Annotated in this window: 28 protein-coding genes, 2 pseudogenes and 1 riboswitch; of the genes and pseudogenes, 23 read left to right on the forward strand and 7 right to left on the reverse strand. The window is 64.1% G+C overall.

Annotated features, from left to right (window positions below):
- Positions 1-101: 101 nt before the first annotated feature.
- Both fabI and G6N73_RS07030 read left to right on the forward strand, forming a co-directional pair.
- On the forward strand, positions 102-920 hold the full coding sequence (fabI, locus tag G6N73_RS07025; protein ID WP_165025235.1) for an enoyl-ACP reductase FabI: 819 nt from the start codon (positions 102-104) through the stop codon (positions 918-920).
- A gap of 58 nt (positions 921-978) precedes the next feature.
- Positions 979-1,566, forward strand: coding sequence for a histidine phosphatase family protein (locus G6N73_RS07030; protein WP_165025239.1), 588 nt, complete (start codon positions 979-981; stop codon positions 1,564-1,566).
- A 7-nt stretch (positions 1,567-1,573) separates the two neighbouring features.
- On the opposite strand, the gene G6N73_RS07035 is transcribed toward G6N73_RS07030, so the two are convergent.
- Positions 1,574-1,822 carry a DUF1344 domain-containing protein gene (locus tag G6N73_RS07035; RefSeq protein WP_165025242.1) on the reverse strand — a complete coding sequence of 83 codons (249 nt, stop codon included), beginning with the start codon at positions 1,820-1,822 and terminating at the stop codon, positions 1,574-1,576.
- Positions 1,823-2,107: 285 nt separating this feature from the next.
- Between G6N73_RS07035 and aroC the strand changes: the two genes are divergently transcribed.
- Positions 2,108-3,208: a chorismate synthase gene (gene aroC / locus G6N73_RS07040; RefSeq protein WP_165025245.1), complete on the forward strand. Its 1,101-nt coding sequence runs from the start codon at positions 2,108-2,110 to the stop codon at positions 3,206-3,208.
- Positions 3,209-3,284: 76 nt separating this feature from the next.
- A complete protein-coding gene (gene ribB / locus G6N73_RS07045; RefSeq protein WP_165025364.1) occupies positions 3,285-4,385 on the forward strand; it encodes a 3,4-dihydroxy-2-butanone-4-phosphate synthase in 1,101 nt (366 codons plus the stop codon).
- 46 nt (positions 4,386-4,431) lie between these two features.
- Here ribB and G6N73_RS07050 read toward each other — a convergent pair whose 3' ends face one another.
- Positions 4,432-5,655 carry an MFS transporter gene (locus G6N73_RS07050; protein ID WP_165025248.1) on the reverse strand — a complete coding sequence of 408 codons (1,224 nt, stop codon included), beginning with the start codon at positions 5,653-5,655 and terminating at the stop codon, positions 4,432-4,434.
- Between the two features lie 120 nt (positions 5,656-5,775).
- On the opposite strand from G6N73_RS07050, the gene G6N73_RS07055 reads away from it, so the two are divergent.
- Complete coding sequence (locus tag G6N73_RS07055; RefSeq protein WP_165025251.1) at positions 5,776-6,372, forward strand: TetR/AcrR family transcriptional regulator; 597 nt, start codon at positions 5,776-5,778, stop codon at positions 6,370-6,372.
- A 297-nt stretch (positions 6,373-6,669) separates the two neighbouring features.
- On the opposite strand, the gene G6N73_RS07060 is transcribed toward G6N73_RS07055, so the two are convergent.
- Both G6N73_RS07060 and bluB read right to left on the reverse strand, forming a co-directional pair.
- Positions 6,670-7,917 carry a S41 family peptidase gene (locus G6N73_RS07060; protein ID WP_246251723.1) on the reverse strand — a complete coding sequence of 416 codons (1,248 nt, stop codon included), beginning with the start codon at positions 7,915-7,917 and terminating at the stop codon, positions 6,670-6,672.
- Positions 7,918-8,140: 223 nt separating this feature from the next.
- The gene (gene bluB / locus G6N73_RS07065; RefSeq protein ID WP_165025257.1) at positions 8,141-8,857 is read right to left on the reverse strand and encodes a 5,6-dimethylbenzimidazole synthase; all 717 of its coding nucleotides are present in this window, start codon (positions 8,855-8,857) and stop codon (positions 8,141-8,143) included.
- A gap of 43 nt (positions 8,858-8,900) precedes the next feature.
- Positions 8,901-9,097, reverse strand: a riboswitch (cobalamin riboswitch).
- A 121-nt stretch (positions 9,098-9,218) separates the two neighbouring features.
- Here bluB and G6N73_RS07070 point away from each other — a divergent pair.
- Genes G6N73_RS07070 through G6N73_RS07085 form a run of 4 tightly spaced genes read left to right on the forward strand, consistent with a single transcriptional unit; the run spans position 9,219 to position 11,329 of the window.
- Complete coding sequence (locus G6N73_RS07070; RefSeq protein ID WP_165025260.1) at positions 9,219-10,145, forward strand: histone deacetylase family protein; 927 nt, start codon at positions 9,219-9,221, stop codon at positions 10,143-10,145.
- Positions 10,146-10,148: 3 nt separating this feature from the next.
- A complete protein-coding gene (locus G6N73_RS07075; RefSeq protein WP_165025263.1) occupies positions 10,149-10,400 on the forward strand; it encodes an exodeoxyribonuclease VII small subunit in 252 nt (83 codons plus the stop codon).
- A 28-nt stretch (positions 10,401-10,428) separates the two neighbouring features.
- Positions 10,429-11,034: a hypothetical protein gene (locus tag G6N73_RS07080; protein WP_165025267.1), complete on the forward strand. Its 606-nt coding sequence runs from the start codon at positions 10,429-10,431 to the stop codon at positions 11,032-11,034.
- A 28-nt stretch (positions 11,035-11,062) separates the two neighbouring features.
- Complete coding sequence (locus G6N73_RS07085; RefSeq protein WP_165025270.1) at positions 11,063-11,329, forward strand: DUF2277 domain-containing protein; 267 nt, start codon at positions 11,063-11,065, stop codon at positions 11,327-11,329.
- A gap of 157 nt (positions 11,330-11,486) precedes the next feature.
- Here the strand turns inward: G6N73_RS07085 and G6N73_RS07090 are convergent, their stop codons facing one another.
- The gene (locus G6N73_RS07090) at positions 11,487-11,690 is read right to left on the reverse strand and encodes a hypothetical protein (protein WP_343044564.1); all 204 of its coding nucleotides are present in this window, start codon (positions 11,688-11,690) and stop codon (positions 11,487-11,489) included.
- A 96-nt stretch (positions 11,691-11,786) separates the two neighbouring features.
- Between G6N73_RS07090 and G6N73_RS07095 the strand changes: the two genes are divergently transcribed.
- The 7 genes from G6N73_RS07095 to G6N73_RS07125 all read left to right on the forward strand — a co-directional run bounded on the left by G6N73_RS07095 (position 11,787) and on the right by G6N73_RS07125 (position 18,924).
- A complete protein-coding gene (locus G6N73_RS07095) occupies positions 11,787-12,707 on the forward strand; it encodes a pirin family protein (protein WP_165025276.1) in 921 nt (306 codons plus the stop codon).
- Between the two features lie 11 nt (positions 12,708-12,718).
- Positions 12,719-13,738 carry a cupin domain-containing protein gene (locus tag G6N73_RS07100; RefSeq protein WP_165025279.1) on the forward strand — a complete coding sequence of 340 codons (1,020 nt, stop codon included), beginning with the start codon at positions 12,719-12,721 and terminating at the stop codon, positions 13,736-13,738.
- A 274-nt stretch (positions 13,739-14,012) separates the two neighbouring features.
- Positions 14,013-15,953 carry a 1-deoxy-D-xylulose-5-phosphate synthase gene (gene dxs, locus G6N73_RS07105; RefSeq protein WP_425484055.1) on the forward strand — a complete coding sequence of 647 codons (1,941 nt, stop codon included), beginning with the start codon at positions 14,013-14,015 and terminating at the stop codon, positions 15,951-15,953.
- 170 nt (positions 15,954-16,123) lie between these two features.
- The gene (locus G6N73_RS07110) at positions 16,124-16,441 is read left to right on the forward strand and encodes a hypothetical protein (protein WP_165025285.1); all 318 of its coding nucleotides are present in this window, start codon (positions 16,124-16,126) and stop codon (positions 16,439-16,441) included.
- A gap of 30 nt (positions 16,442-16,471) precedes the next feature.
- Complete coding sequence (locus G6N73_RS07115) at positions 16,472-17,242, forward strand: TlyA family RNA methyltransferase (protein ID WP_206078707.1); 771 nt, start codon at positions 16,472-16,474, stop codon at positions 17,240-17,242.
- Positions 17,239-18,480: a class I SAM-dependent RNA methyltransferase gene (locus G6N73_RS07120; RefSeq protein ID WP_165025288.1), complete on the forward strand. Its 1,242-nt coding sequence runs from the start codon at positions 17,239-17,241 to the stop codon at positions 18,478-18,480. The genes G6N73_RS07115 and G6N73_RS07120 overlap by 4 nt, the downstream gene beginning before the upstream one ends.
- Before the next feature lie 132 nt (positions 18,481-18,612).
- Positions 18,613-18,924, forward strand: a complete 312-nt coding sequence (locus tag G6N73_RS07125; RefSeq protein ID WP_165025291.1) for a hypothetical protein — start codon at positions 18,613-18,615, stop codon at positions 18,922-18,924.
- A gap of 99 nt (positions 18,925-19,023) precedes the next feature.
- Here the strand turns inward: G6N73_RS07125 and G6N73_RS07130 are convergent, their stop codons facing one another.
- Complete coding sequence (locus G6N73_RS07130; protein WP_165025294.1) at positions 19,024-19,665, reverse strand: dihydrofolate reductase family protein; 642 nt, start codon at positions 19,663-19,665, stop codon at positions 19,024-19,026.
- A gap of 99 nt (positions 19,666-19,764) precedes the next feature.
- Between G6N73_RS07130 and G6N73_RS07135 the strand changes: the two are divergent.
- A pseudogene (locus G6N73_RS07135) lies at positions 19,765-19,988 on the forward strand (winged helix-turn-helix transcriptional regulator); the annotation flags it as partial.
- On the opposite strand, the gene G6N73_RS07140 reads toward G6N73_RS07135, so the two are convergent.
- On the reverse strand, positions 19,982-20,578 hold the full coding sequence (locus G6N73_RS07140) for a TetR/AcrR family transcriptional regulator (RefSeq protein WP_165025297.1): 597 nt from the start codon (positions 20,576-20,578) through the stop codon (positions 19,982-19,984). The pseudogene G6N73_RS07135 and the gene G6N73_RS07140 overlap by 7 nt on opposite strands.
- Before the next feature lie 160 nt (positions 20,579-20,738).
- On the opposite strand from G6N73_RS07140, the gene G6N73_RS07145 reads away from it, so the two are divergent.
- The 6 genes and pseudogenes from G6N73_RS07145 (at position 20,739) to G6N73_RS07170 (ending at position 24,308) form a co-directional block, all read left to right on the forward strand.
- Positions 20,739-21,260 (forward strand): hypothetical protein, encoded by a 522-nt coding sequence (locus tag G6N73_RS07145; RefSeq protein ID WP_165025299.1) that lies wholly within the window; start codon positions 20,739-20,741, stop codon positions 21,258-21,260.
- Positions 21,261-21,314: 54 nt separating this feature from the next.
- Positions 21,315-22,049 (forward strand): hypothetical protein, encoded by a 735-nt coding sequence (locus G6N73_RS07150; RefSeq protein ID WP_165025303.1) that lies wholly within the window; start codon positions 21,315-21,317, stop codon positions 22,047-22,049.
- Positions 22,042-22,713 carry a class I SAM-dependent methyltransferase gene (locus tag G6N73_RS07155; protein ID WP_165025306.1) on the forward strand — a complete coding sequence of 224 codons (672 nt, stop codon included), beginning with the start codon at positions 22,042-22,044 and terminating at the stop codon, positions 22,711-22,713. Before G6N73_RS07150 ends, G6N73_RS07155 begins: the two co-directional genes overlap by 8 nt.
- 127 nt (positions 22,714-22,840) lie before the next feature.
- Positions 22,841-23,206, forward strand: a pseudogene (locus tag G6N73_RS07160) (VOC family protein); the annotation flags it as partial.
- A 219-nt stretch (positions 23,207-23,425) separates the two neighbouring features.
- A complete protein-coding gene (locus tag G6N73_RS07165) occupies positions 23,426-23,797 on the forward strand; it encodes an antitoxin Xre/MbcA/ParS toxin-binding domain-containing protein (RefSeq protein WP_008839338.1) in 372 nt (123 codons plus the stop codon).
- Positions 23,790-24,308 carry an RES family NAD+ phosphorylase gene (locus G6N73_RS07170; protein ID WP_165025308.1) on the forward strand — a complete coding sequence of 173 codons (519 nt, stop codon included), beginning with the start codon at positions 23,790-23,792 and terminating at the stop codon, positions 24,306-24,308. The genes G6N73_RS07165 and G6N73_RS07170 overlap by 8 nt, the downstream gene beginning before the upstream one ends.
- Positions 24,309-24,515: the final 207 nt, after the last annotated feature.

Here is a 24,515-nt window from a genome sequence, read left to right on the forward strand (position 1 = left end):
GCCAGCCGGCAAAGCCGGTTCGGCCGTGACGCATCAATGCTTGCTGGCTTGGGACGCCTATGCGATAGGGCTGTCCGAATAAAAATCGCGGAGACAGTCACATGGCGGGTGGACAGGGCCTCATGGCCGGCAAGCGCGGCCTCATCCTTGGCGTGGCCAACAACCGGTCGATCGCCTGGGGCATAGCCAAGGCCTGCGCCGACCAGGGCGCCGAGCTTGCGCTGACCTATCAGGGCGACGCTTTCAAGAAGCGCGTCGAGCCGCTGGCGGCGGAACTCGGCGCCCACATCGTCGGCCATTGCGACGTGACCGACGCGGCGAGCGTCGACGCGGTCTTCGACAATGTTTCCAAGTTGTGGGGCAAGCTCGATTTCGTCGTCCACGCCATCGCCTTCTCCGACAAGGAGGAACTCGACGGTCGCTATGTCGAGACCACGCGCGCCAATTTCCTGCGCACCATGGACATCTCCGTCTATTCCTTCACCGACATCGCCAAGCGCGCCGAAGCGCTGATGACCGATGGCGGGTCGCTGTTGACGCTCACCTATTACGGCGCCGAGAAGGTCATGCCGCATTACAACGTCATGGGCGTCGCCAAGGCGGCCCTGGAGGCCAGCGTGCGTTATCTCGCGGTCGATCTCGGCGGCAAGAACATCCGCGTCAATGCGATCTCGGCAGGCCCGATCAAGACGCTGGCCGCCTCCGGCATCGGCGACTTCCGCTACATATTGCGCTGGAACGAGTACAATTCGCCTTTGAAGCGTACGGTCACGCCGGAGGAAGTCGGCGATTCCGGCCTGTATTTCCTGTCCGACCTGTCGCGCGGCGTCACTGGCGAAATCCACCACGTCGATTCCGGCTATCATGTCGTCGGCATGAAGGCTGTCGACGCGCCGGACATCTCCACCGTCAAGGAGTGACGGCCGGTCTGCCTTATCCACGCTGTCCCGAAGTCACATCCCAGGTAGCCCCACCGCGATGTTCCCGCTTGTCTATTTCGTGCGCCACGGCCAGACGGACTGGAACACGGAAGGCCGCCTGCAAGGCCAGGCCGACACCGACATCACCGAGCTCGGCCGCCGCCAAGCCGACCGCAACGGCCGCAGGCTCGCCGAACTGATCGGCAGGGCGGAGGGGTTCGACTTCGTCGCCAGCCCGATGCGCCGCACCCGCGAGACGATGGAGCGCGTCCGCGCCGCCATGGGCCTTCCGCCCGAGGATTACCGCACCGATGCGCGGCTGGTCGAAGTGCATTTCGGCGACTGGCAGGGCCACACATTCGTCGAGCTCGAATCGCGGCAGCCCGGATCGACCATGGCCCGGTCGAAGGACAAATGGAACTTCGTGCCGCCCGGCGCGGAGGGCGAAAGCTATCAGATGCTGCTGGAGCGCGTGCGGCCCTGGTTCGAGGCGCTGGAGCGCCCAACGGTCTGCGTGGCGCATGGCGGAGTCATACGCACCGTGTTCCGGATGGTCGAGGATACGCCGGAACGGCAGGCCGCAAGGCTCGACGTTCCGCAGGATAAGGTGCTCAGGCTGTCGGACGGGCGTCTCGACTGGCTTTGAGTCGGGGCTACTCGGACAGTTCCATGTCGGTGATGAGATTCTCGCCGCTGACCTCGTCATAAGCGAGCAGAACGTCCATGCCTTCCTTGAGCGCCCCGACGTCGAACTCGCCCGGCAACTTGTAGGACTTTCCGTCGTCCAGCGTGATCGTCAGCTTTTCGGTGTCGATGGCCTGGATCGTGCCTTCGGCCTCGGCGGCGAAGGCGGCGGTCGAAATCATCAGGGAAGCGGCTAAAACGCCAATCAGGGTGCGCATTCTCGTCCTCGTTTTTCTTGCGCTTCGCATCTTCAGCGCGCGAAGGCGGGGGGCGGTTTGAAGAGAGCAGCATCAACGAGAATATGTCAAAACTAAAACCGCTCCGATCACGGTTTGACCACCGCAAAAAACGTAGCTGGAGCGCCGCGCGCCCGTCCGGACGCGCAAGGTGCTCCAGCTCTTCTACGTGCGCATGATCCTGTCCGAAAAATGATTCCACTTTTCGGGGTCATGCGTTAGAACGCTGGCGTGAACCCGGCCCGCCGCCGGCGAGGCTATTTTGCGATGTCGCACAACACTTTCGGCCATCTGTTTCGCGTCACCACCTGGGGTGAGAGCCACGGCCCGGCCCTCGGCTGCGTGGTCGACGGCTGCCCGCCCGGCATCCGCTTCACGCTGGCCGACATCCAGGGCGAACTGGACAGGCGCAAGCCCGGCCAGTCGCGCTTCGTCACCCAGCGCCGCGAGCCGGACGAGGTGAAGGTGCTGTCGGGCTTCGTCATGGATCCGGACGGCGAGACGATGATTTCGACCGGCACGCCGATCTCGATGATGATCGAGAATGTCGACCAGCGCTCCAAGGATTACGGCGAGATCGCCAGGCAGTACCGGCCCGGCCATGCCGACTACACCTATGACGCCAAATACGGCGTGCGCGACCATCGCGGCGGTGGCCGCTCCTCGGCGCGCGAAACCGCCGCCCGCGTCGCCGCCGGGGCGATCGCACGCAAGGTCGTGCCGGGCATGTCCGTCCGCGGCGCCCTGGTTTCGATGGGCGTCAAGGACATCGACCGCTCGCGCTGGAACTGGAATTTCGTCCGCGATCCTGAAAACCCGTTCTTCACGCCCGACCCGGAGTCGGTGAAGATGTTCGCCGATTACCTTGACGGCGTGCGCAAGGCGGGCTCCTCGGTCGGCGCGGTGATCGATATCGTCGCCGAAGGCGTTCCGGCCGGGCTCGGCGCGCCAGTCTATGGCAAGCTCGACCAGGATATCGCGTCGAACCTGATGTCGGTCAATGCGGTCAAGGGTGTCGAGATCGGCGACGGCTTCGCTGCCGCCCGCATCACCGGCGAGGAGAACGCCGACGAGATGCGCATGGGCAATGACGGCAAGCCGGTGTTCCTGTCCAACCATGCCGGCGGCATTCTTGGCGGTATCTCGAGCGGCCAGCCGATCGTCGCGCGCTTCGCGGTCAAGCCGACTTCCTCGATCCTGACCCCGCGCAAGTCGATCGATACCGATGGCAACGACGTCGACGTCACGACCAAGGGCCGCCACGATCCCTGCGTCGGCATCCGCGCCGTGCCGATCGGCGAGGCGATGGTTGCCTGCGCCATCGCCGACCATTATCTGCGTCATAGGGGACAGACGGGTAGAAAATGAGTGAGTAGTGAATAGTGAATAGCGAGTGATGATTTCCATTACTCACTACTCACTCAAAGCGAGCGAAGCGAGCATCATGCCCTACGACCAGAAAAAAATCGTCGAAGCCCTGCGCGCGTTCGAGCGCGGCGAGATCGTCGTCGTTATGGACGACGACAATCGCGAGAACGAAGGCGATCTGATCGTCGCGGCGGTGCATTGCACGCCGGAGAAGATGGCGTTCATCGTGCGCCACACGTCCGGCATCGTCTGCGCGCCGATGACGCGCGATGATGCACGGCGGCTGAACCTCTCGCCGATGGTCGCCGACAATGATTCCGCCCACACCACCGCCTTCACTGTAAGCGTCGATTTCAAGCACGGCACCACCACCGGCATTTCGGCCGACGACCGCACTCTGACGGTGCGCAACCTTGCCAACGGCAATGTCGGGGCGTCCGATTTCGTGCGTCCTGGCCATATCTTCCCGCTGATCGCGCGCGAGGGCGGGGTGCTGATGCGCTCGGGCCATACCGAGGCAGCGGTCGATCTTTGCAAACTGGCCGGCCTGCCGCTGGTCGGCGTGATCTCCGAACTGGTCAATGACGACGGGACGGTGATGCGCGGCCCGCAGGTTTCGGCCTTCGCCGAACAGAATGGACTGAAGCAGGTCTCGGTCGCCGATCTGATCGCCTACCGCCAGCGCCAGGAGACGCTGGTGCAGCGCGTCGAATGCTCCGACATCGACACGCCGGGCGGCAAGGCCAAGGCCTACACCTACACGTTGCCATGGGACATGATGCACCATCTTGCGATCGTGTTCGGCGACATTCGCGACGGCGAGGAAGTGCCGGTGCGGCTGCATTCGGAGGATGTGGTTACCGACGTCTTCGGCACCGGCATGACGCTGCACGAAATCATGAAGTCGATGGGCGAGCGCAAGCGCGGCGTCATCGTCTATCTGCGCGAAGGCTCCGTCGGCGTCGCCCACCAGCAGCGGGCGCGGCCGCTGCCCGGCGAGCGCGAGGACCACGAGGAGGCGCGGCGGCGCGAAAGCGAATGGCGCGAAATCGGCCTCGGCGCGCAGATCCTCAAGGATCTCGGCATCTCGTCCATCAACCTGATCGCCTCGCGCGAGCGCCACTATGTCGGCCTCGAAGGGTTTGGCATCAGGATCGCCAGGACGGAGATTCTGTAAAAAAGACGAAGGGCTCCGATCACTTCGACCGGAGCCCTCAGTCAGGCTACTCAGCCGCCTGCGGCAGGGCCGCGGGCGGAGCCCTGTATCGTTCGCCGGCAAGCGTCTTCTGGCCCAAGAGCACGGTCAGAAGGGACACCGTTCCAGCCGCGACCGACACCCAGAAGCCGTTCTGCGCACCGAAATTGTCGACCACCCATCCCGTTGCGAACGCTCCGAGCGCCATGCCGATGCCGATGCCGGTCATCACCCAGGTGATGCCCTCCGTCAGCATCGCTTCCGGCACCCGGCGCTCGATCAGGCCGAAGGCGGTGATGAAGGTAGGCGAGATCGCGACACCGCTGACGAAGACGGCGAGCGCCAGCAGCGGCACCGTATTGGCGACCAGCAGCGGCAAGGTCGTCAAGGCGATGACGCCGACCGCGATGGCGAGCTGGCGCTGCAACGGCATCGTCAGGTTCAGCGCGCCGACGATCAGCCCTACCACGAACGAACCGACCGCATAGACGCCGATGACGAGGCTCGCGGCGCCCGGCTGACCGAGTTCCTTGGTGATCGCCACCGCGCTGACTTCCGCGGTCGCGAAGATCGCGCCGACGAAGATCAGGGCGAAGGTGATGATCTGCACCGGCCGCTGCCGGATCGCCGAGCCATGGCTGCCGCCATGTTCCAGCTGCCTCACGCGAGGCTCGGTCGCCTGCTGTATGATGAATGCCGCCGACCCGAATGCGAGGAACAGGGTGCTGGCCAGCATTCCCGCTTCAGGAAACAGCGCGACGCTGAGGCCCACCGACAGCGACGCGCCGGCAATGTAGACAAGCTCGTCCGCCGCCGATTCGAAGGCGAAGGCTGTGTTGAGTTCGGGGCGGTCGCGGAAAATCTCGGACCAGCGGGCCCGCACCAGGGCCGGAATGCTCGGCATCGCGGCGGCCAGAAATGCCGATACGAACAGCGTCCAGATGGGCCAGTCCTGATTGGCCGCAGCGATCAACACCACAAAGGCCAATACCGAAATCACGGTCGATGGCACGACGACCCTGGTCTGGCCGAGGCGGTCGACGAGCCGCGAGATCTGTGGTGCGGCGATCGCGTTGGTCAGTGCATAGGTTGCGGACACGGCGCCCGCCAGCCAGTACTCGCCATGGGTCTGCGACAGCATGGCGACGATTCCGATCGGGGCCATCGCCATCGGCATGCGAGCGACGAACCCGGCCGACGCGAAGCCCTTGGTTCCGGGCGCCTTGAATATTTCGCTGTAGGGATTAGCCATGGTGGCCTCCTCGATTGGATGGAGCGCCACTAACATACGTGGCGTATGTCAATCGAGATAATTGCATACGCTGCGTATGTCAACTATTATACGTGGCGTATGTGAAAGGAAAGCGAGAAAATGGCGCACAAGCCGCGCAAGGAAATGATTGCAGAAACCCGCGCCAAGCTGGTGAGCGCCGCCCGCCAGGCCTTTGGAACGGCCGGCTATGCCGAGGCGTCGATGGACGACTTCACGGCCGCCGCGGGGCTTACGCGCGGCGCGCTCTACCATCATTTCGGCGACAAGAAGGGGCTGTTCGAGGCCGTCATCGCAGAGATCGACGCCGAGATGAATGAACGGCTGTGTGCCGTTTCGGCCAAGGCAACCAACCGCTGGCAGGGCTTCGTCGACGAATCCGTTGCCTATATCGAGATGGCGCTTGAGCCCGAGATCCAGCGCATCATGCTGCGCGACGGACCGGCCGTGCTCGGCGATCCCTCGCAATGGCCTAACGCCAACGCCTGTATCTCGTCCATGACGAGGAGCCTGACTATCCTCAAGGAGGAAGGCCGCGTCGGCGACATCGATCCGGAAGCGGCCGCGCGCCTGGTAAGCGGCGCTTCCCTCTATGCGGCGCAGTGGATCGCCAATGCCGACGACCCGGCGGCCACCTCGAAAAAAGCGGTGAAGGCATTCAAGACGCTGCTCAACGGACTGCTGGCGGAGAAGGGGTAGCTTACACCGGCCCTGACGCGAATTTACCCCCACCCCTAACCCCTCCCCCTTCGTCATTCCGGGGCCGCGAAGCGGAACCCGGAATCCAGAACGCTGACCTTGGTCCAGTTATCTGACACCCTGATTCCATCGGATGCCTATTCCGTTTCCTTTGCCGACGCTCTGGATTCCGGGTTCCGCTTCGCGGCCCCGGAATGACGAAGGGGGAGGGGTTAGGGGTGGGGGTATCGGGAGCGCAACATTTCGGGATGATGTCGGCGACAAGCGCCAGGTGAACCGCCCCGGTTTCCAGCAAAATCACCCCCTCGCCAGAATCCGCCTCATCTCCTCGATCGCCGCGTCGCGCTGCGGGTCGTGGCCTGCGGCATAGGGCAGGCTGAACGGGACGGGCAGGTCAGGCTCGACGCCTGCCCCTTCCAGACGCGTATTTTCTTCGAGCACCGCATCCGACACGGCGATTTCGAGCAGGCTGTCGTCCGGCAGCAGATAGCCGCGGCCGGCAAGCAGCGCGCCGGCAGTGCGCGCCCCGACGAGCGGAATGCCGTTCACCTTCAGCGCATAGGCGAAGACTTCCAGGCCGCTTCTCGAACCCTCGTCGATGATGGCGACGACCGGCCGCCGCCAGCGGACATTGGCCAAAACGTCTTCGCCCTTGCGCGGGATCAGCCGGAAGGAAGGCGTGTCGCCGACGAAGAGTTCCGCCGCATCGGAGCTGCCGCCGCCCCAGCGCCCGCGCAGATCCAGCACCAGCCCGTCGGCGTCCTTCAGCTTGCCGTCGGCGAGCGCCTCCGCCACCGCGCCCATCGAATTGCGCGCGGCGAGCGTCCACAGGCGGATATAGCCGATCTTGCGGCCGTCATGGGTCGCCACCTCGGCGCTTTCTTCGATCGCCTTCTCGAAAGCAGGCAGCGGCCGCAGTTTTTCAACCGCAATCTTTAGCGTGATCGGTTCCGCGCCCGCGCGTCGCCGCAGCCGCAATTCGACCGGCCGGCCAATCTTGCCGCTGAAGGATTCGATCTCGTGATAGGGTTTTCCGTCAACCGACAGTACCTCGTCGCCGACAAGGATGCCGGCGCGGTCGGCGGGCGAGCCGTCATAGACATCGCTGACGAAGCGGGCGCCGTTCTCCGGCCGCGCGACCATGCCGATGCCGGGATAGCTGACCTCGCCGTCGGGTGGAAACAACCGGCGCATGTCGTTCCGGATGGCGTAGCGGAAAATGTCGGCCAGCTCGAAATAGTCGATCGTATCGGGCTGGAAATGCCCCATGTGGGAGGCATCGAGGCTGGCCAGCACGGCGTCGATCGCCTGGTCGATGCGTTCGGGCGGGCTTGCCTTGGCCACGGGAGATTGCGGATCCTCGATCTCGCGCCGCACCGCTGCGGCGAAGCGGTCGATCGCCGATTCATCGTGGAAATTGTCGGTCACGAGTTCGACCGCGCGATCGAACACTGGGTGGCCGGACCGCGGCGGATCGGCGGCGGGCGCCTCCGCGATCGCGAGAAAAAGCAGCGGCGCCGCCGCGAGATAGCTGGCACGTTTCATCTGGCTGTTCCGCATCCGTTTCGCTTCATCGCGATTATCGGCCCAAACGCGGCCGGATCGAGCCCTTCGGTTGACAATATTCCGTGACCGGCGATTCTGGCGCTATCGAGCCCTTCTGCATCGCCGTCCTGATGCAGGTCTACTTCAGTGCGATCAAGGCCAGACGCCCGATCCCGAATGGTGCGCCCGCAAGCTAACCAGCGCAGCCATCATCGCCGCCCGGCTACGCCATCCGGTCCACCATCTCCTTCAGCGCGGCTTCGCCCGGCCCGGAAAATGTCTCGCTCATGATCAGGTCAGACAGCTTGAGGCGCTTTGCCCAGCCGCGCGATTCGAGGTCGGGCTTGGGCGCGAACTCCGAAACCCGGCCGACGCAGAGATAGGCCACGGGAACGGCATGCTCGGGGATTTGCAGCAGCTCCCGCAGCGCCAGCGTATCGAGGATCGAGACCCAGCCGACGCCGATGCCTTCCGCGCGCGCCGCCAGCCAGAAATTCTGGACCGCGCAGACCGTGCTGTAGAGGTCCATCTGCGGATTGTGCCAGCGGCCGAGCGGAGAGTTTTCGGAGCGACGCCGGTCGCATGTGATGCACAAATTGAGCGCGCTTTCGCAGATGCCCTCGAGCTTGAGCTTGCGGTAGAGCGCCTGCCGCTCCGCCGCGATGTTGGGCAGTTCCTGTTCGCGCGCCGCAAGGAAAAGGTCGCGCACCCGCTGCCGGCGCAAGGCGTCGCGAATGACGATGAAATTCCACGGCTGCATATAGCCGACCGATGGCGCGTGGTGCGCGGCGATGAGCAGGCGCGCTAGGACCGCGTCGTCAAGCGCGTCGAGCAGGAAATGGCTGCGGACGTCGCGGCGCGAGAAGATCGCGCGATAGACCGCGTCGCGGGCGGTCTGGTCGAAAGATTCGCCGTCGCCGGCGGTCGGGTGTTCGGGCATCGCTTGTCCCCTTGCGATCGAAATCGGCCCGCCTGACCAAGCGGTCGACAATGTCTGCAAGGCCGGTCTTCTGGCTCGAGATCATCCCGCAACCGGCGCCTTCCCGTTGCAAGCAACAGTGGCCACTAGGTCACGACCCAGCCGATGCAGTCCCTCTTACAGCGTTGGGCACGCCACGGATTTCAACCGTGTTCCCGATTCTCCCGCTTGGCAGCGGGCACCTGGCAGCATCGGCGACGATATGCGAAGGCGAGGCGAGATGCATCCTCCCCGAACGACATTGGCGGGCACGGATGCGATTTCCCCAGCCTTGGGACATGTATGGCGTGGCCACCACCGCCATTGCTGATAGACTGACGGGATGACGACGCGCCTCTACTCCCATCCGATCTTTCTCGAACACCTGACGCCGCCCGGACATCCGGAGCGGCCGGACCGGCTCCGCGCCATTGCGCGCGCGCTGGAGGATGAGGCGTTCGCTCACCTCGACCGCGTCGAGGCGCCGGAAGGCGATGAGGCGACGATCCTCTACGTCCATCCGGAAAGCTACATCGAGCGTATCAGCCGGGCGATCCCCGAGGAGGGCATCGTCAGCATCGATGCCGACACCTCGGTCAGCCCGAAAAGCTGGCAGGCGGCCTTGACCGGCGTGGGCGCGGCCAATGCCGCCGTCGACGACGTGTTTTCGGGCAAGGCCGACAATGTCTTCGTCGCCTCTCGCCCTCCCGGCCACCACGCCGAAAAGACCACGGCCATGGGCTTTTGCCTGTTCAACAATGCGGCGATCGCGGCGCGCCATGCACAGAAGAAGCACGGGGCCGGACGCGTGGCGATCGTCGACTGGGACGTGCATCACGGCAACGGCACCCAGGACATTTTCTGGGACGATCCGTCGGTGCTCTACTGCTCCACGCACCAGATGCCGCTCTATCCCGGCACCGGCGCCGAAAACGAGACAGGCGCCGGCAATATCGTCAACGCGCCGCTTGCGCCGCAATCCGGCAGCGCGGCCTTTCGCGAAGCGTTCCTCTCGCGGGTGTTGCCGGCCGTCGATGGTTTCGCGCCCGATTTGATTATCATCTCCGCCGGCTTCGACGCTCATCACCGCGACCCGCTGGCCGAGATCAACCTGACCGAGGAAGATTTTGACTGGGCGACGGGACAATTGATGGACCGCGCCGCGCGCCATTGCGGCAACCGGCTGGTCAGCGTGCTGGAAGGCGGCTACGACCTGCAGGGATTGTCGTTTTCGGTCGCGGCCCATGTCGCGCGCATGATGAAAGGATGAATGATGGCGGACGAAGCCAACGAGGATATCAAGGCGATGAGCTTCGAGCAGGCGCTGGAGGCGCTGGAGCGCATCGTCGACGATCTGGAGCGCGGCGACGTGCCGCTCGACAAGTCGATCCGGATCTACGAGCGCGGCGAGGCGCTGAAAATCCACTGCGACCGGCTGCTGAAAGCCGCCGAGGACAAGGTCGAGAAGATCAGGCTGTCGCGTGACGGCAAGCCGGCCGGAACAGAACCGCTGGACGCGGAGTAGCGGTGAACTGAACTTTTTGGGGGTCAGAATGCCAGAAACTTTTGCCGCTATGGTATCAGTTGTCATTGCTACTATTGCTTTGTTTTTAGCATTGTATCAGTGGCGAGTTTCCCAACTCCGAAAGGAAGAGGTCCAACATTGGGCGAATGAGGCGATAGCTGCGCTGCGTAAGATTTGTCTATATACAGGCAACAAGGACGGAATTTTTGAAGAATCATTTGTTTTGAATCAGATGAGTGATCTGTGTGTGACGACTTCAACACTGGTTGAGAGAGGAAGGCTTTATTTCAAAAACAAGGTGATTGACGATTTCAACAAGAACAAATTTGAGGCATACAGGGGGTACCGCCCTGACATTCTTGATCAAATAATGATTGCTCATAACATATCTTGCGCCTGGAGAGATTCTGACGCAGACACAAGGAAGAAGTTGTCGAAATTGTCTGAATACGCTGCAAGAAAATTTGTTTCTCTTGTTCAGAAAGAAATAGGGCGCGACAGAACGGCTTCGAAATATACGCAAACCGAAGGGCAGGGCGCAGATATCCGTTATTTCCTGCATAAGCTTGATCAGGTCGGTGACCTTGAATCTAGCGAACAAGAGTTGATCGGGAAGCGCTTATCCCCCAGATAAGTCGGACGCAGACATTTCGGAGCAAGCCATGTGCCGAAACATAAGAACCCTGTTCAATTTCGATCCGCCCGCGACGGATGAGGAGATCCATGACGCAGCACTCCAGTTCGTGCGCAAGCTGAGCGGATCGACCAAGCCTTCGAAGCGCAACGAGGCGGCGTTCGAGCGCGCGGTCGGCTCGATCGCGGCATGCGCCCGCGAACTCATCGATTCGCTGGAGACGACCCAGCCGCCGAAGAACCGCGAGGAAGAAGCCGCCAAGGCTCGAGCCAGGATGGTGATCCGGTACGCGTAGCTCTGCCGCCTGTCAGGCCGCCGCACGCCCGGGATTCCCCTCCCCCTTGCGGGGAGGGGCTAGGGGTGGGGGTGGTTCCGCCAGGCGCGGCGGCCTTTCGCTTAAGCTCACACCCCTGATGCTAGATTTTCGGTTGCCCGCTTGGTGAAGCGGATCTTCACGAGCCGAAGCGGCGAAATACAGTTTCGACGTCGGCGTCGCTGGCGAACTCACCGCGGCGAAGCTGGGCCAGACTTTCCAGAATATCGGGAAGGTGCTTCGGATCGGTCTGTTCCGGCGACTGGTCGCCTTCTGCAAGGCTCAGCATCAGGCGTGCGATCTTGTCCTGGTCATCCGGCCGCATCTGCCGCACCGCTTCCACGGCTTTTTCAAGAAGCTGGTTCATGTGGAAAGATATAGGCTATCTTCGAAAACTGGAAAAGAACCGAATTCGACGGCAGGTTGCGAGGTGTAAACCATGAGCTTCTTTCCGGGAAACGACCCTGTCGCCGGCGATGCCTTCGCCTGCGACCAGATCGAGCTGATGGTCATCCCCAATGCCCGCGACATAGGCGGCTTTCAGGTGCGCCGCGCGCTGCCCACGGCCAGGCGCCGGCTGGTCGGGCCGTTCATCTTCTTCGACCGCATGGGCCCGGCGATCCTGCGCGCCGGGCAGGCGCTCGACGTGCGGCCGCATCCGCATATCGGCCTGTCGACGGTCACATACCTGTTCGACGGCAAGATCAGGCACCGCGATTCGCTCGGCACCGAAATGGTGATCGCGCCCGGCGACGTTAACCTGATGACGGCGGGCCGCGGCATCGTTCATTCGGAGCGGACCCCGGAGGAACTGCGCGGCGCGCCGATGTCGGTGTCCGGGCTGCAGACCTGGCTGGCGCTGCCCGACGACAAGGAGGAAACCGCCCCGGTTTTCGAGAACACCGGCCGCGATCTGCTGCCGCGGTTCGAGTATGACGGAGCGTCGGGACGCCTGGTGATGGGCAGCCTTTCCGGCATTCGCTCGCCGGTACGCACGGATACCGACACGCTCTACGCCGACATCAGGCTTGCGCCCGGCGCGCGGATAAGCATTCCCGCCGACGCCGAGGAGCGGGCGATCTATGTGCTCGACGGCACGGTGACGATTTCGGGCGACGAATTTCCGTCCGACCGCCTGCTGGTGTTCAGGCCGGGCGACGAGATCTTGGTCGCCTCGAAGCAGGGCGCGCATTTCATGCTGTTCGGCGGCGCCTCGCTCGGCTCCAAGCGCTATATCTGGTGGAACTTCGTCTCGTCCTCGAAGGAGCGCATCGAGCAGGCCAAGCACGAGTGGAAGACCGGCCGCTTCGACATCGTTCCGGGCGACGAGGAGGAATTCATTCCCTTGCCCGAAGAATGAAAGGGCTGCACATGTCGACCTCGCCGTCAAAACCCATCTCTTCCGCAATAGTGCCTTGGGTCGAAGTCTCCGACGTTCCACGCTTCGGCATACGCTATCGCCACCTGACGCTGGCGGCGGTCGGCGAAGACTATCATGTCGGCGTGGCGATCGAGGAGCTGGCGCCCGGCATGCGCAGCAACCCGGCGCATTATCACATCTTCGAGGAGGAGCATGTCTATGTCCTCGAAGGCTCGATGACCGTGCGCATTGGCGCTGGATCGTACGAGATGAAGGCGGGCGACTATGCCTGCTTTCCGGCCGGGCGGAAGGCAGGGCATGGCTTCGTCAACGAAAGCGGCGCCGTCTGCCGCTATGTGATCCTGGGTGAGAACAGGCCGGACGAGGTGGCCGTGTACACCGACTCGAAAAAAGTGCTGGTGCGTTCGCTCGGGCGGCGCGCGATCTTCGACCTCTCTGCGTTGCGCGGCTATTGGGACGGCGAGGACACAGGCCTGCCGGGCGGGGAGAACGCGCCGTCGGAGGCTGCGACCGATGCGCTCGACGGAGCGGCAAGCATCGCGCCGCCGATCGCGTCCGGCGACGTCGAGTGGACGATCGAGGGCGAAGGCCCCCGCTTCGGCGGCAGGTCGAAACACCTGACCTATGCGGCCGTGGGCAGGGACTATCACGTCGGCGTGCTGATCGAATCGCCGGCGCCCGGCATGCGTTTGTGCCCCAGGCACTATCACATGCTGGAGGAGGAGCATGCCTTGATCCTCGAAGGCGAGGTGACGCTTCTGCTCGGCGACGAACGCCATGTGATGAGGCCCGGCGACTATGTCTGCTTCCCCGCCGGCCAGAAGATCGGGCACTCTTTCCTGAACAGCGGCAGCGGCCCCTGCGCCTACCTGATGATCGGCGAGCGCAACCCGAACGAGGTCTGCGTCTATCCCGACTCCAACAAGGTGATGGTGCGCGCCCTGCGAAGCGAGGACGACATTTTCGACATGGCGGCGACCCGCCGGTATTGGGACGGCGAAGGCGACTAATGCGTCATCGGCTTGAAAGGTTGGTGCCGCCCCTCACCCTTACCCTCTCCCCCGTGAAGAACGGGGAGAGGGGCGTCTTCGCTGATGCTAGTCTCCGACGCCAGCGATTGGCGGCGACGTAGATGTCCCCCTCTCCCCGTCCTTACGGGGAGAGGGTAAGGGTGAGGGGCGGCGCCAACTTTTCAAAGTGATTGGGCCGGCGCGCGTCACCGTCACGCATTTACAAGGCGCGGTTTGAACCTTATGCCCTTCGGCTAAATCCTGCGTGCAGGCGATGAAGACACGTGCAGGCGAGAGACAATTGAGCAAGCCCCCGAAAACGCCGCTTCTGGACAAAGTCCGCATCCCGTCGGATCTGCGCGCCCTGCCGGAGAGCCAATTGCGGCAATTGGCGGCGGAGCTGCGCGCCGAGCTTATCGACGCCGTCTCCCAGACCGGCGGCCATCTCGGCGCCGGGCTCGGCGTCGTGGAACTCACTGTGGCGCTGCATTACGTCTTCGACACACCTGGCGACCGGCTGATCTGGGACGTCGGGCACCAGGCCTACCCGCACAAGATCCTTACCGGCCGGCGCGACCGCATCCGCACGCTGCGCTCCGAGGGCGGCCTTTCCGGTTTCACCAAGCGCCAGGAGAGCGAGTACGACCCGTTTGGCGCGGCGCATTCGTCCACTTCGATCTCCGCCGGGCTCGGCATGGCGGTGGCGCGCGACCTCACCGGCAGGAAGAACAACGTCATCTCGGTGATCGGCGACGGCGCCATGTCGGCCGGCATGGCCTATGAGGCGATGAACAATGCCGGCGCGCTCGACGCCCGGCTGATCGTCATCCTCAACGACAATGACATGTCGATCGCCCCGCCTTCCGGCGCGATGAGCGCCTATCTGGCGCGGCTCGCCTCGGGCAGGGCCTATGCCGGTTTCCGCGAACTTGGCAAGAAGCTGACCTCCTATCTCGGCAAGCGCGCCGACCGCGCCATCACCCGCGCGGTCGAGCATGCCCGCGGCTACGTGACCGGCGGAACGCTGTTCGAGGAACTCGGCTTCTACCACATCGGCCCGATCGACGGTCACAATCTCGAGCACCTGGTGCCGGTTCTGAGGAACGTCCGCGACAATGGCGACGGCCCGGTGCTGATCCATGTCGTCACCCAGAAGGGCAAGGGCTACGCCCCGGCGGAAGCCGCGAGCGACAAATATCACGGCGTCAACAAGTTCGACGTCATCACCGGCGCGCAGGCCAAGGCGCCGGCCAATGCGCCGAGCTACACCAAGGTTTTTGCCGAAAGCCTGATCCAGGAAGCGCGCGACGACGACAGGATCGTCGCCATCACCGCTGCCATGCCGTCGGGCACCGGCCTCGACCTGTTCGGCGAGGCGTTTCCGTCGCGCACCTTCGATGTCGGCATCGCCGAGCAGCACGGCGTCACCTTCGCGGCCGGCCTCGCCACCGAGGGGCTGAAACCCTTCGTCGCGATCTATTCGACCTTCCTGCAGCGCGCCTACGACCAGGTCGTGCACGACGTGGCGATCCAGAAGCTGCCGGTGCGCTTTCCGATCGACCGCGCCGGCTTCGTCGGAGCGGACGGCCCGACCCATTGCGGCGCCTTCGACACCACCTATCTCGCCTCGCTGCCCGGCTTCGTGGTGATGGCGGCGGCCGACGAGGCCGAGCTTCGCCACATGGTACGCACGGCGGCAATCTATGACGAAGGCCCGATCGCCTTTCGCTATCCGCGCGGCAACGGCGTCGGCGTCGACATGCCCGAACGCGGCGCCGCGCTCGAGATCGGCAAGGGCCGGATCGTCCGCGAAGGCACGAAGGTTGCGCTGCTGTCCTTCGGAACACGGCTGCAGGATTGTCTGCTGGCGGCCGAGGAACTCGCCGCCGCCGGCCTGTCGACCACCGTTGCCGATGCGCGATTCGCCAAGCCGCTGGACGAGGATCTGGTCCGGCGATTGGCGCGTTCGCATGAGGTTCTGGTGACTGTCGAGGAGGGGGCGATCGGCGGCTTCGCCAGCCACGTTCTGCAGTTCCTGGCGCGCGACGGCCTGCTGGATTCCGGCCTGAAAGTGCGTCCGCTGGTGCTGCCCGACGCCTTCACCGACCACGCCAAGCCGGAAAAGATGTATGCCGATGCCGGCCTGGACAGCGCCGGCATAGTGCGGACGGTGTTTGCCGCGCTCGGCCGCTCCGCGCACGCCGCGCGCGCCTGAATCTTTTTTCTGAAGAACCTGAATCTCTTCCCGAACCGGCTGAATCGGTTTCGCAGGCAGCCTCGCTAACCGGCTGTTTACGCTGCCATTTGGCGTTTCGGTTACCCTGTCTCTTGGCCGTTTCTTAGCGCCGCTTTGCTAGAACGGCGCAAGGCAGGGAGCATAAGAAAATGATCAGGCTACTGAGCGGCGCGGCCCTTTTGGCCGTCATGGCCGCGTCGGCGGCGGCTGAGCCGCGCCATGATTTGAGGCTGGAACAGGCGGCGATGAAGATCGTCGCCCAAAGGATCGGCGAAATCCGCGGCGGCTTTTCACACCAGGAGACGCCCGTGTTCATCCGGACCGCGGCGGCAAGCGTCGGCCCGACCGATCCGATGGAAACAGGCACCGTCACGGCCGCTAAGCTCTATTCCGACCGGCGGGTCATGACCCCCGACGACATCGCGGCGCTGCGCCAGCGCAAGGTCTCGCGGGTCATCATCTTCTGACGCGCTTGCCTTCGGCGGCTGCATTCGCCAATGAAGGTCATGGTTTCGAAGAAATCCGGCGACAGGCTCAGGCTCGACGAACTTCTCGTCGGGCGCGGTTTCTTTTCCAGCCGCTCGCGCGCCCGCGACGCGGTGGAGCGCGGCACCGTCACGGTCGACGGCGCGCCCGCCGCAAAGCCGGGGCAGAGCGTGCCGGCGGATGCGGCTATAGAGGTGCACGATCCGGCACAGCACTATGTTTCGCGGGCGGCGCTGAAGCTGCTCACCGGCCTCGATCATTTCGGCCTCGATCCGGCTGGTGCGGAGGCGCTCGACATCGGCGCTTCGACCGGCGGCTTCACGCAGGTGTTGCTCGAACGCGGCGCGGCCCACGTCACGGCCATCGATGTCGGCCACGGCCAGATGCATCCGACGCTCAAGGCCGATCCGCGCGTGACCTTTATCGAAGGGCTGAACGCGCGCGACCTCACCGCCGCGAAACTTGGCGGGCGTCTGCCAAATTTCCTCGTCTCCGACGTGAGTTTCATTTCGCTGACGCTGGCCCTGCCGCCGGCCCTCGATCTGGCGCGGCCGGGCGCGTCCGGCCTGTTCTTGGTCAAGCCGCAATTCGAGGCGGGGCGCGAGGCGATAGGCAAGGGCGGGCTCTTGAAGCATCCGGAGGACGGGCCGCTGGTCGCCGCGCGCTTGTCGGCCTGGGTCGACTCGATGCCCGGCTGGCGGGTTCTCGGCCTCACCGACTCGCCGATCGAGGGCGGCGACGGCAACCGCGAATTTCTGCTCGCCGGGATCAAGGACCAATGACGGAGCGGTTCGAGATTGCGCGCCTCGGCGCACAGGGCGACGGCGTCGCCGAAACCGCAAGCGGGCCGCTCTTCATTCCGTTCGCTTTGCTCGGCGAGACGGTGACGGCCGCCCGCGTCAAGGATCGCGCCGCGCTCGTCTCGGTGGTCGAAGCCTCGCCGCTGCGCGTCGCCCCGCCCTGCCGCCACTTCACCGAATGCGGCGGCTGCGCGCTGCAGCATCTGGAGCCGGCCGCCTATCTCGAATGGAAGCGCGAAAAGGTCGCCCAGGCGCTGCTCAGCAAGGGCATGGAAGTGCCCGTGGCCGCGACGATGCCGTGCGCGCCGAATTCCCGCCGGCGGGCGGTGTTTTCGGCGCGACGCAGCGATGGCGGCATGCTCTTCGGCTACCACCGCGCGCTTTCGCACGAAATTATCGACATCACCGAGTGCCCGATTTCCGTGCCCGAGATCGTGGCGGCGCTAGGCCCGCTGAAGGGGCTCGCTGACCTGATCTGCAAGGTGCAGACGCCGTTCCACATAACCGTCACCCACACCGCATCTGGGCTGGACATAGCCGCGGCGGAATCAGGCGCGCTTTCGGAAAAGGCGCGCAAGGCGGCCTCCGACTTCGTCATCCGGCACGGATTTGCCCGGCTGACCATTGACGGCGAGATTATCATCGAGCCGAAAAAGCCGATGGTCTTCTTTGGCGAGGCGTCGGTGTTTCCGCCGCCGGGCGCATTCCTGCAGGCGGTAGCATCAGCCGAAGCGGCGATGGCGGACCTTGTAATGGGCCATCTGCGCCGCGCAAAGAAGGTGCTCGACCTGTTCGCCGGATCGGGCGCTTTCGCCCTGTGCCTGGCGCGCAAAGCGGAGGTCCATGCGGTGGAGGGAGACGGCGCCGCACTCGCCGCGCTCGACCGCGGCTTCCGCTTCGGCGCCGGCCTGAAGCGGGTGACTTCGGAAAAGCGCGACCTGTTCCGCCGGCCGGTCACCTTCAAGGAGCTTGCCGCCTTCGACGGCCTCGTCTTCGACCCGCCGCGCGCCGGGGCGGAGGACCAGGCGAAACAGATCGCGAGATCGGAAGTGCCTTACGTCGCCGCCGTCTCGTGCAATCCGACGACCTTGGCGCGCGATCTGCGTATCCTGATCGACGGCGGCTATGCGCTGAAAAGCGTCACGCCTATCGATCAGTTCCTGTGGTCGCCGCATGTCGAGGCAGTGGCCTTGCTGGAGAAGCCGAGGAGGCGAAGGTAGGCGGTTGCCTCCGCAAGAGGCCGCTACCCGGAAGCCGGCCGGCCCCGAGGCCGTCCCCGCCATTCATAACGATGCCGGGCGGAACGATTTCAGTTCCCATCGATTTCATCATCCTATGTGAAAGGTGATCGCATGGATGACGACAACGTAAGGACCATCCGTGGGACATTCGCGACGCGGGAAGCGGCCGACCTCGCAATCGAGCATCTTGTTCAAGAGCACGGAATCGACCGGGCGGACATTTTCGTTCAGGCCAAAGACGCCGCAAACACCTCCGGCATTGCTCCATCCGGAGGAGATGCTTCACGAGACGCCGGAGGCTCCGATCTCGACCCTGCCCTTCGCGGGGAGATTGAAGTGTCGGCAGATGTCAGCCGTGATGAAATCGCAGCGGCGGAGCAGGCCTTCCGTGAGGCCGGCGCTGCACATTTGACGACGCGCTGAACGATATCCGAGCCTCCGCTCGCTGGTGCGCAATGTGCGTATCCTGATCGGCGGCGGCTATGCGCTGAAAGCCGTCACGCCGATCACCGGTTCCCGCTCCTACCTGGTCAGCACGACATGGGTAGCGTTTTGCGAGGGAACGTGCTCGGTGCACCGATAACCGAGGCTGGCTGTATCAATATCGGCGAAGAGGTGTTCGCCGGAGCCGAGGAGTATCGGCGATATCGCAAGGTGCATCTCGTCGATGAGCCCGGCGCGCAGATATTGCCGGACAGTCGCCACGCCCCCGCCGAGCAGCACATCCTTGCCGTTGGCAGCCTGGACGGCGCGCTCGAGCGCCGCTTCGATGCCGTCGGTTACGAAGTGAAAGATCGTGCCGCCTTCCATGGTGATCGGCGCGCGCTCATGGTGCGTCAACACGAAGACGGGGCAGTGGTAGGGCGGATTGTCTCCCCACCACCCTTTCCAATTCTCGTCGGGCCAGGGTCCGCGAATCGGCCCGAACATGTTTCGGCCCATGATCCACGCGCCGACATTCGCGAAAGCGCGCGACGCGAACCCGTCGTCGACACCTGTCGTGCCGCCCTCTTTTCCGGATAGCTGCTGGAATGTGCGGGTCGGGATAAACCAATCGTGCAGCGCCTCGCCGCCTTCCCCCAACGGATTCTCGGGACTCTGGTTGGGGCCGGCGCCGAAGCCATCGAGTGACAGGCTGAAACAGCCAGTGCGAAGTTTGGACATGCTAGACTCCTTCCCGATAACAGATTGCGAAATGCAACCAGTTGCGTTGTCGCATAACTGATCCTGTTTTGCAACCGGTTTTCTCGAGGAGGGAGCACATTGGATATTGAGCGACGGCCGGCTGCCCGATCGATCTGACGATGGAGGTGCTGGACGACCGGCGGACCCTCGTCAGCCATGACATCATGTTCGACAACCGCCGGCATTTTCGCGATCGTCTGACGCATTCCGAAGAGGGGATTGCCTCGAATATGCTCGCTGCGCGGCTCAAGCGCCTCGTCGCCCGCGGGCTGATATCCGCGAGGCTCAACGGAACTCACTCTTGATGGGATGTGTCGCAACGCGACGGTCCGATGCCGTTTAGCACCAGCCGGCGGAATATTGTGTCGACCTGAGACGGCGCCAGCTTGGGCCTCCGCTCAAGCCACCACGTCAGCACGGTCACAAACGTGCCGACGACGAATTGGTTACGGACTTCACCGGGGACCGCCTCGTCTCCCTGCGCGCCCGACAACTCTTTTCTTACGATCTCAGAAAGAATTCGTCGAATTTCGTTGACCGCGACCACCGCACCACGCTCGCCGACGAGCGCCCGATAAATATGCTTGTATTCGCCGGCATGATCGAACATCGCAAGACTGAATCCCAGGGGTTCGCCGCGCGACCCGTCGGACGTCGCGCCAGCAGCGTCCTGAGCCTCCGCCAGCTCCATCCGCAACGCCCGGAAGCCACTGCGCAGCAGATCCTCCTTGCCGGTGTAGTGGGCATAGAAGGTGGAGCGGCCGACATCGGCCTCGTCGATGATGTCCTGGACCGTGATGGCCTCGTAGCCTTTGCGCAAGATCAGTGACATCAGCGCGCCGTGAAGAGCCTTTTGCGTGCGTGCCGTGCGGCGGTCCGTCAACCCTGCCATTGGTCAGCCGACAATTCCCGGACAGGCGCAGCAGATTGTCCGTTAGCGGACAGCGCCGGCCCTCCGTCCATTGATAATCTCGAACATCGTGTTCATTATCATACATGTCGTTCGGTTGTACAAGTCGGCTGCCGGCTGTTGAGGTAGCGAGGCGTTCAAAATGCAGTCCATGACGCTTCCCCAATCCTGGCGAAAGCTTCTTTTGACGGTGCATGTGGGGGCAGGCGTCAGCGTGCTGGGCGCGGACCTGGTGCTGCTGGCGCTGGGAATGGCGAGCGTCGGCGGAGCCGACCCGGTGACTATCTACCCGGCCGCAACGCTGATCGCTACTTGGCTGGTCGCGCCGCTGGCCTTGGTCGCCCTTGCCAGCGGTTTGGCTCTAGGCCTGCTGACGTCGTGGGGTCTGTTCACGTATTGGTGGGTCACGATCAAGCTCGCGATCGTGGTGGTCTTGACCGGCGCGGTGCTGTTTGTGCTCGTGCCCGCGCTCGGTGCGACGGCCGATGCGGTGACCGGGCCGACACCTCGCCTGTTGGGCGCCGGCGAGCGCCTGCCGCTCCTGATCGCCCCGGCGACGGCCAGCACGCTGCTGGCGGTCGCCCTGGCGCTCGCCGTCTTCAAACCTGGCTGGCGTCTGAGATCATCCGGCACGGCCGGGGCGCGCAGTTCATCAGGCATCTAGCCCGGTGGTCGGCTGTTCGCGCCAGACGCCGCGCGCAGCGAGAAGGAGACTGACATGCTCGACATCATCGCAGCAATCTTTGCCACCGCCGCCTATACGACCGTGGTCGGCGCACTGGTCGGCTTTTCGCCGGTGAGCACCGGAAAGCGGCTTGCCGCCTTCGCCGCGGCGGCGGCATGGCTCGCCATCATCGTCGCCGTTGCCGCGTTCGGCTGGTTGGCTCCGGGTGTGCTGGGCCCGGTCCCGGCCAACCTGTTGCCGTTCACCGGGCTTCTCGTGATGCTGTTCGGCGGCTGGCTCCTTATCCCGCAATTGCGGGGTGCGCTTCTCGCCGTGCCGTTGCCGGTTCTGGTGGGGCTGAATGCCGTGAGGCTCGGCGGTCTTTTCTTCCTGCTTCTTTACGCGGACGGGCGGCTGTCGGCGCCATTCGCGCCGTCGGCGGGCCTCGGCGATATGATCACAGGCGCCTTCGCCCTCCCGCTGGCGGCGATGCTGGCATTCGGTTTGGATGTACGCCGGACCTGGCTCTCTCTGTGGAACGCGTTCGGCGCGCTCGACCTCGTGGTGGCGATCTTCCTCGGCGTGCTCTCCGCGCCCGGTACGGCGTTCCGTGTCTTCACCGAGGGACCGGGCACACTCGCGATGACGACCGTGCCGTGGGTCTTCGTTCCGGCGATGCTCGTTCCGATCTTCCTCCTGATCCATTTCGCGATCGCGGCCAGGTTGCGATCCGCCGCCCAGTCGGGCCGCCCCGCCATCGTGTATCCAGGTACGGCCCATCATGCGTGACGGGCCGCTGGAAAAGGACCGTCCCGCCGAGACTGCTGCGACCGGCGAGACGGAAGCGAACCACGGCATAGGTTTTCCTCGGCTCTATGACCTCCTGCTGTCATTCCTGACGCGGGGACGCGACCCGGCATATCGGGCGGACCTGCTCGACCTTGCGGGCATCGCCCCTGGGCATGACGTGCTGGATGTCGGGTGCGGCACGGGCACGCAGGCCGTCGCGGCATGGCGCCGGACGCAACCCGGCGGGTCCGTGGTTGGGGTCGACATTTCCGAGAAAATGCTAGCGGTCGCACGCCGTAAGGCTCGCCGTGCCGATCTCGACATCGCCTTTCATCATGCGGACGCCGCTCATTTGCCGTTCGCCGACGAGCGGTTCGATGTCGTCACGATCACGACCGTGATGCACATGGTGCCGCGCGGCAAGCGCCTGCCGTGCATCCGCGAAGCGTCGCGGGTGCTCAAGCCTGGCGGTCGGCTGGTGCTGATCGACTATGCCGGCGATCCCCGAGATCGCAGCCACTGGACGGCAAGACACGGAGCACACGGCCGTTTCGACCTCCACGACCTGCGCGACGCCCTGTCCGAGGAACAATTCGAGGAAATCGAAGGCGGGCCACTCGATTGGCTCAGCCTCTGCTTCCTGCTCGGAACGAAGAGGAAGTAATGGCAGAGGCTCCTGAGATATTCAAAAGCATAAGAGGTGTGCCTCGCCCTCTGCCGCCTGGCTATAGGTTCCATTGACGGTTGCAGCCTGTCGCCTAGCTACTAGACGTCGCAACAGGGAGCGCAGCATGGAAACCCAGGAACTCCACCGCGGCAGACTGATCGATCATATTGGGCTCGTGGTTCGGGACATCGAGGCCAGCCGCCGTTTCTACAAGGCCGTCTTGGCCGTGCTGGAGATACCGGTCGGCGGCGACGCCGACGATTATTTCTGGGCCGATGAGCTTTTCGTCTCCGCTGCCGACAGCCAGGCGGCGGCGGGAAAACTGACCGGACGCCATCATCTCGCCTTCCAGGCAAGGGATCGCGCGATGGTCGACGCTTTTTATGCAGCCGGCCTCGAGGGCGGCGGAGTGGACAATGGCAAACCGGGAGAACGTCCCCATTACCACCCTGGCTATTACGCCGCCTTTCTGCTCGACCCGGACGGCAACACGGGCACGCTCTGGCCGGCCTTGCCGCACATGCCTATGCCGGTGTCGAGCTTCATGTCGTTGCCGACCATGATGACGCGGTGCATGGCGTCGGGGCCGTTGCCGATCAGCATGGCGCCCTTCCAACGTCGCGAGCCAACGCTTGGCCTTGACCTTGAATTAAGCGCAAATTGAGCCTATTTTGATCACCGCTAGATCAAATTGCGCAAGGAGCACGCCATGACCGCTGCAGCGCTCGAACTAACGGCCTCTCGCTTCGGGGACGGCCAAACGCCGTTTCTCTCGGCGCGCCGGGTTTCCGAACTGCTCGGAGTGACGCTGGCCGAACTCGCCGGCCTGATCGGTGTCGCGCGCAATACGCTGACCGCCCGGTCCGGCGCACGCAAGGTTGATGCAGCACTCAGCCCGGTCGTCCGCATTCTCGCGATGGCGGGCGAAATGGCCGGGGACGAGAAACGCGCGGCGATCTGGTTCAAGCACCAGCCCATCCCCGGATGGGCCGGCAAGACGGCCTACGATCTCGTGCGCGAAGGCAAGGCCGATAAGGTGCTCGCTTATCTGGAGGCCGTCCGCTCCGGCGTCTATGCCTGACGCGCCGGCGCATTCCAGGCTGACCCTTTGGCGCGCTTTCGTGCCGCGCTGGGGACATTTGCCGCTCTCGGGGGAGGGCGCAGCCCGCTTCGGCGGCCGCTGGAATCCGGTGGGCCCGCCGACGATCTACGCCGCGCGCGAGCTTTCGACCGCCTGGGCCGAATACAATCAGGGTTTTGTGCAGCATCCGGCGCTGATCGCCCAGTTCGAGCTTGTGCACGCGCGCCTGGCCGACCTGACTGATCCGCAGACGCTGGAAAAGCTCGGTGTGACGGCTGAGATCCACAAATGCGAATGGCGCGAGATCATGGGCCGGGGCCATGTGCCGGAAACTCATGTGCTCCAGAAACGGCTGCTTGCCGACGGCTGGCATGGAGTGATCTATCCGTCGGTGATGTCGCCCGGAGGAACCTGCGTCGCGATCTGGCGCTGGAACGCGGACGACGCCCCGACATTGAAGGTCGTCGACCCCGAGCAGCGGCTGCCGAAATCTGCGGCGTCGTGGCTGTGAGAGGCCACCAAAGTCCGCCTTCGACCTCATCGCGGTCGCCCAAGGCCCCTAAAATGATTCCCGATAGCAGGCATTCGCGCCTGCGAGGTTTGCACTGATTCATTCAAATGGGTATTGGATATGGATTACGAAGGGGGAAGAATGAGTGCATATAATCTCGGCAAGCTCGTAAGGATCGAGCTTCGTGATATCTGGATAAGTGAATCA

Origin of the sequence: Allomesorhizobium camelthorni, from assembly GCF_011045125.1 — a bacterium.
Lineage (GTDB): Bacteria > Pseudomonadota > Alphaproteobacteria > Rhizobiales > Rhizobiaceae > Allomesorhizobium > Allomesorhizobium camelthorni.

Coding starts and splice junctions, on each gene's coding strand:
- fabI (WP_165025235.1), top strand. CDS start 102: ATGGCGGGTGGACAGGGCCTCATGGCCGGCAAGCGCGGCCTCATCCTT.
- G6N73_RS07030 (WP_165025239.1), top strand. CDS start 979: ATGTTCCCGCTTGTCTATTTCGTGCGCCACGGCCAGACGGACTGGAAC.
- G6N73_RS07035 (WP_165025242.1), bottom strand. CDS start 1,822: ATGCGCACCCTGATTGGCGTTTTAGCCGCTTCCCTGATGATTTCGACC.
- aroC (WP_165025245.1), top strand. CDS start 2,108: ATGTCGCACAACACTTTCGGCCATCTGTTTCGCGTCACCACCTGGGGT.
- ribB (WP_165025364.1), top strand. CDS start 3,285: ATGCCCTACGACCAGAAAAAAATCGTCGAAGCCCTGCGCGCGTTCGAG.
- G6N73_RS07050 (WP_165025248.1), bottom strand. CDS start 5,655: ATGGCTAATCCCTACAGCGAAATATTCAAGGCGCCCGGAACCAAGGGC.
- G6N73_RS07055 (WP_165025251.1), top strand. CDS start 5,776: ATGGCGCACAAGCCGCGCAAGGAAATGATTGCAGAAACCCGCGCCAAG.
- G6N73_RS07060 (WP_246251723.1), bottom strand. CDS start 7,917: ATGAAACGTGCCAGCTATCTCGCGGCGGCGCCGCTGCTTTTTCTCGCG.
- bluB (WP_165025257.1), bottom strand. CDS start 8,857: ATGCCCGAACACCCGACCGCCGGCGACGGCGAATCTTTCGACCAGACC.
- G6N73_RS07070 (WP_165025260.1), top strand. CDS start 9,219: ATGACGACGCGCCTCTACTCCCATCCGATCTTTCTCGAACACCTGACG.
- G6N73_RS07075 (WP_165025263.1), top strand. CDS start 10,149: ATGGCGGACGAAGCCAACGAGGATATCAAGGCGATGAGCTTCGAGCAG.
- G6N73_RS07080 (WP_165025267.1), top strand. CDS start 10,429: ATGCCAGAAACTTTTGCCGCTATGGTATCAGTTGTCATTGCTACTATT.
- G6N73_RS07085 (WP_165025270.1), top strand. CDS start 11,063: ATGTGCCGAAACATAAGAACCCTGTTCAATTTCGATCCGCCCGCGACG.
- G6N73_RS07095 (WP_165025276.1), top strand. CDS start 11,787: ATGAGCTTCTTTCCGGGAAACGACCCTGTCGCCGGCGATGCCTTCGCC.
- G6N73_RS07100 (WP_165025279.1), top strand. CDS start 12,719: ATGTCGACCTCGCCGTCAAAACCCATCTCTTCCGCAATAGTGCCTTGG.
- dxs (WP_425484055.1), top strand. CDS start 14,013: ATGAAGACACGTGCAGGCGAGAGACAATTGAGCAAGCCCCCGAAAACG.
- G6N73_RS07110 (WP_165025285.1), top strand. CDS start 16,124: ATGATCAGGCTACTGAGCGGCGCGGCCCTTTTGGCCGTCATGGCCGCG.
- G6N73_RS07115 (WP_206078707.1), top strand. CDS start 16,472: ATGAAGGTCATGGTTTCGAAGAAATCCGGCGACAGGCTCAGGCTCGAC.
- G6N73_RS07120 (WP_165025288.1), top strand. CDS start 17,239: ATGACGGAGCGGTTCGAGATTGCGCGCCTCGGCGCACAGGGCGACGGC.
- G6N73_RS07125 (WP_165025291.1), top strand. CDS start 18,613: ATGGATGACGACAACGTAAGGACCATCCGTGGGACATTCGCGACGCGG.
- G6N73_RS07130 (WP_165025294.1), bottom strand. CDS start 19,665: ATGTCCAAACTTCGCACTGGCTGTTTCAGCCTGTCACTCGATGGCTTC.
- G6N73_RS07140 (WP_165025297.1), bottom strand. CDS start 20,578: ATGGCAGGGTTGACGGACCGCCGCACGGCACGCACGCAAAAGGCTCTT.
- G6N73_RS07145 (WP_165025299.1), top strand. CDS start 20,739: ATGCAGTCCATGACGCTTCCCCAATCCTGGCGAAAGCTTCTTTTGACG.
- G6N73_RS07150 (WP_165025303.1), top strand. CDS start 21,315: ATGCTCGACATCATCGCAGCAATCTTTGCCACCGCCGCCTATACGACC.
- G6N73_RS07155 (WP_165025306.1), top strand. CDS start 22,042: ATGCGTGACGGGCCGCTGGAAAAGGACCGTCCCGCCGAGACTGCTGCG.
- G6N73_RS07165 (WP_008839338.1), top strand. CDS start 23,426: ATGACCGCTGCAGCGCTCGAACTAACGGCCTCTCGCTTCGGGGACGGC.
- G6N73_RS07170 (WP_165025308.1), top strand. CDS start 23,790: ATGCCTGACGCGCCGGCGCATTCCAGGCTGACCCTTTGGCGCGCTTTC.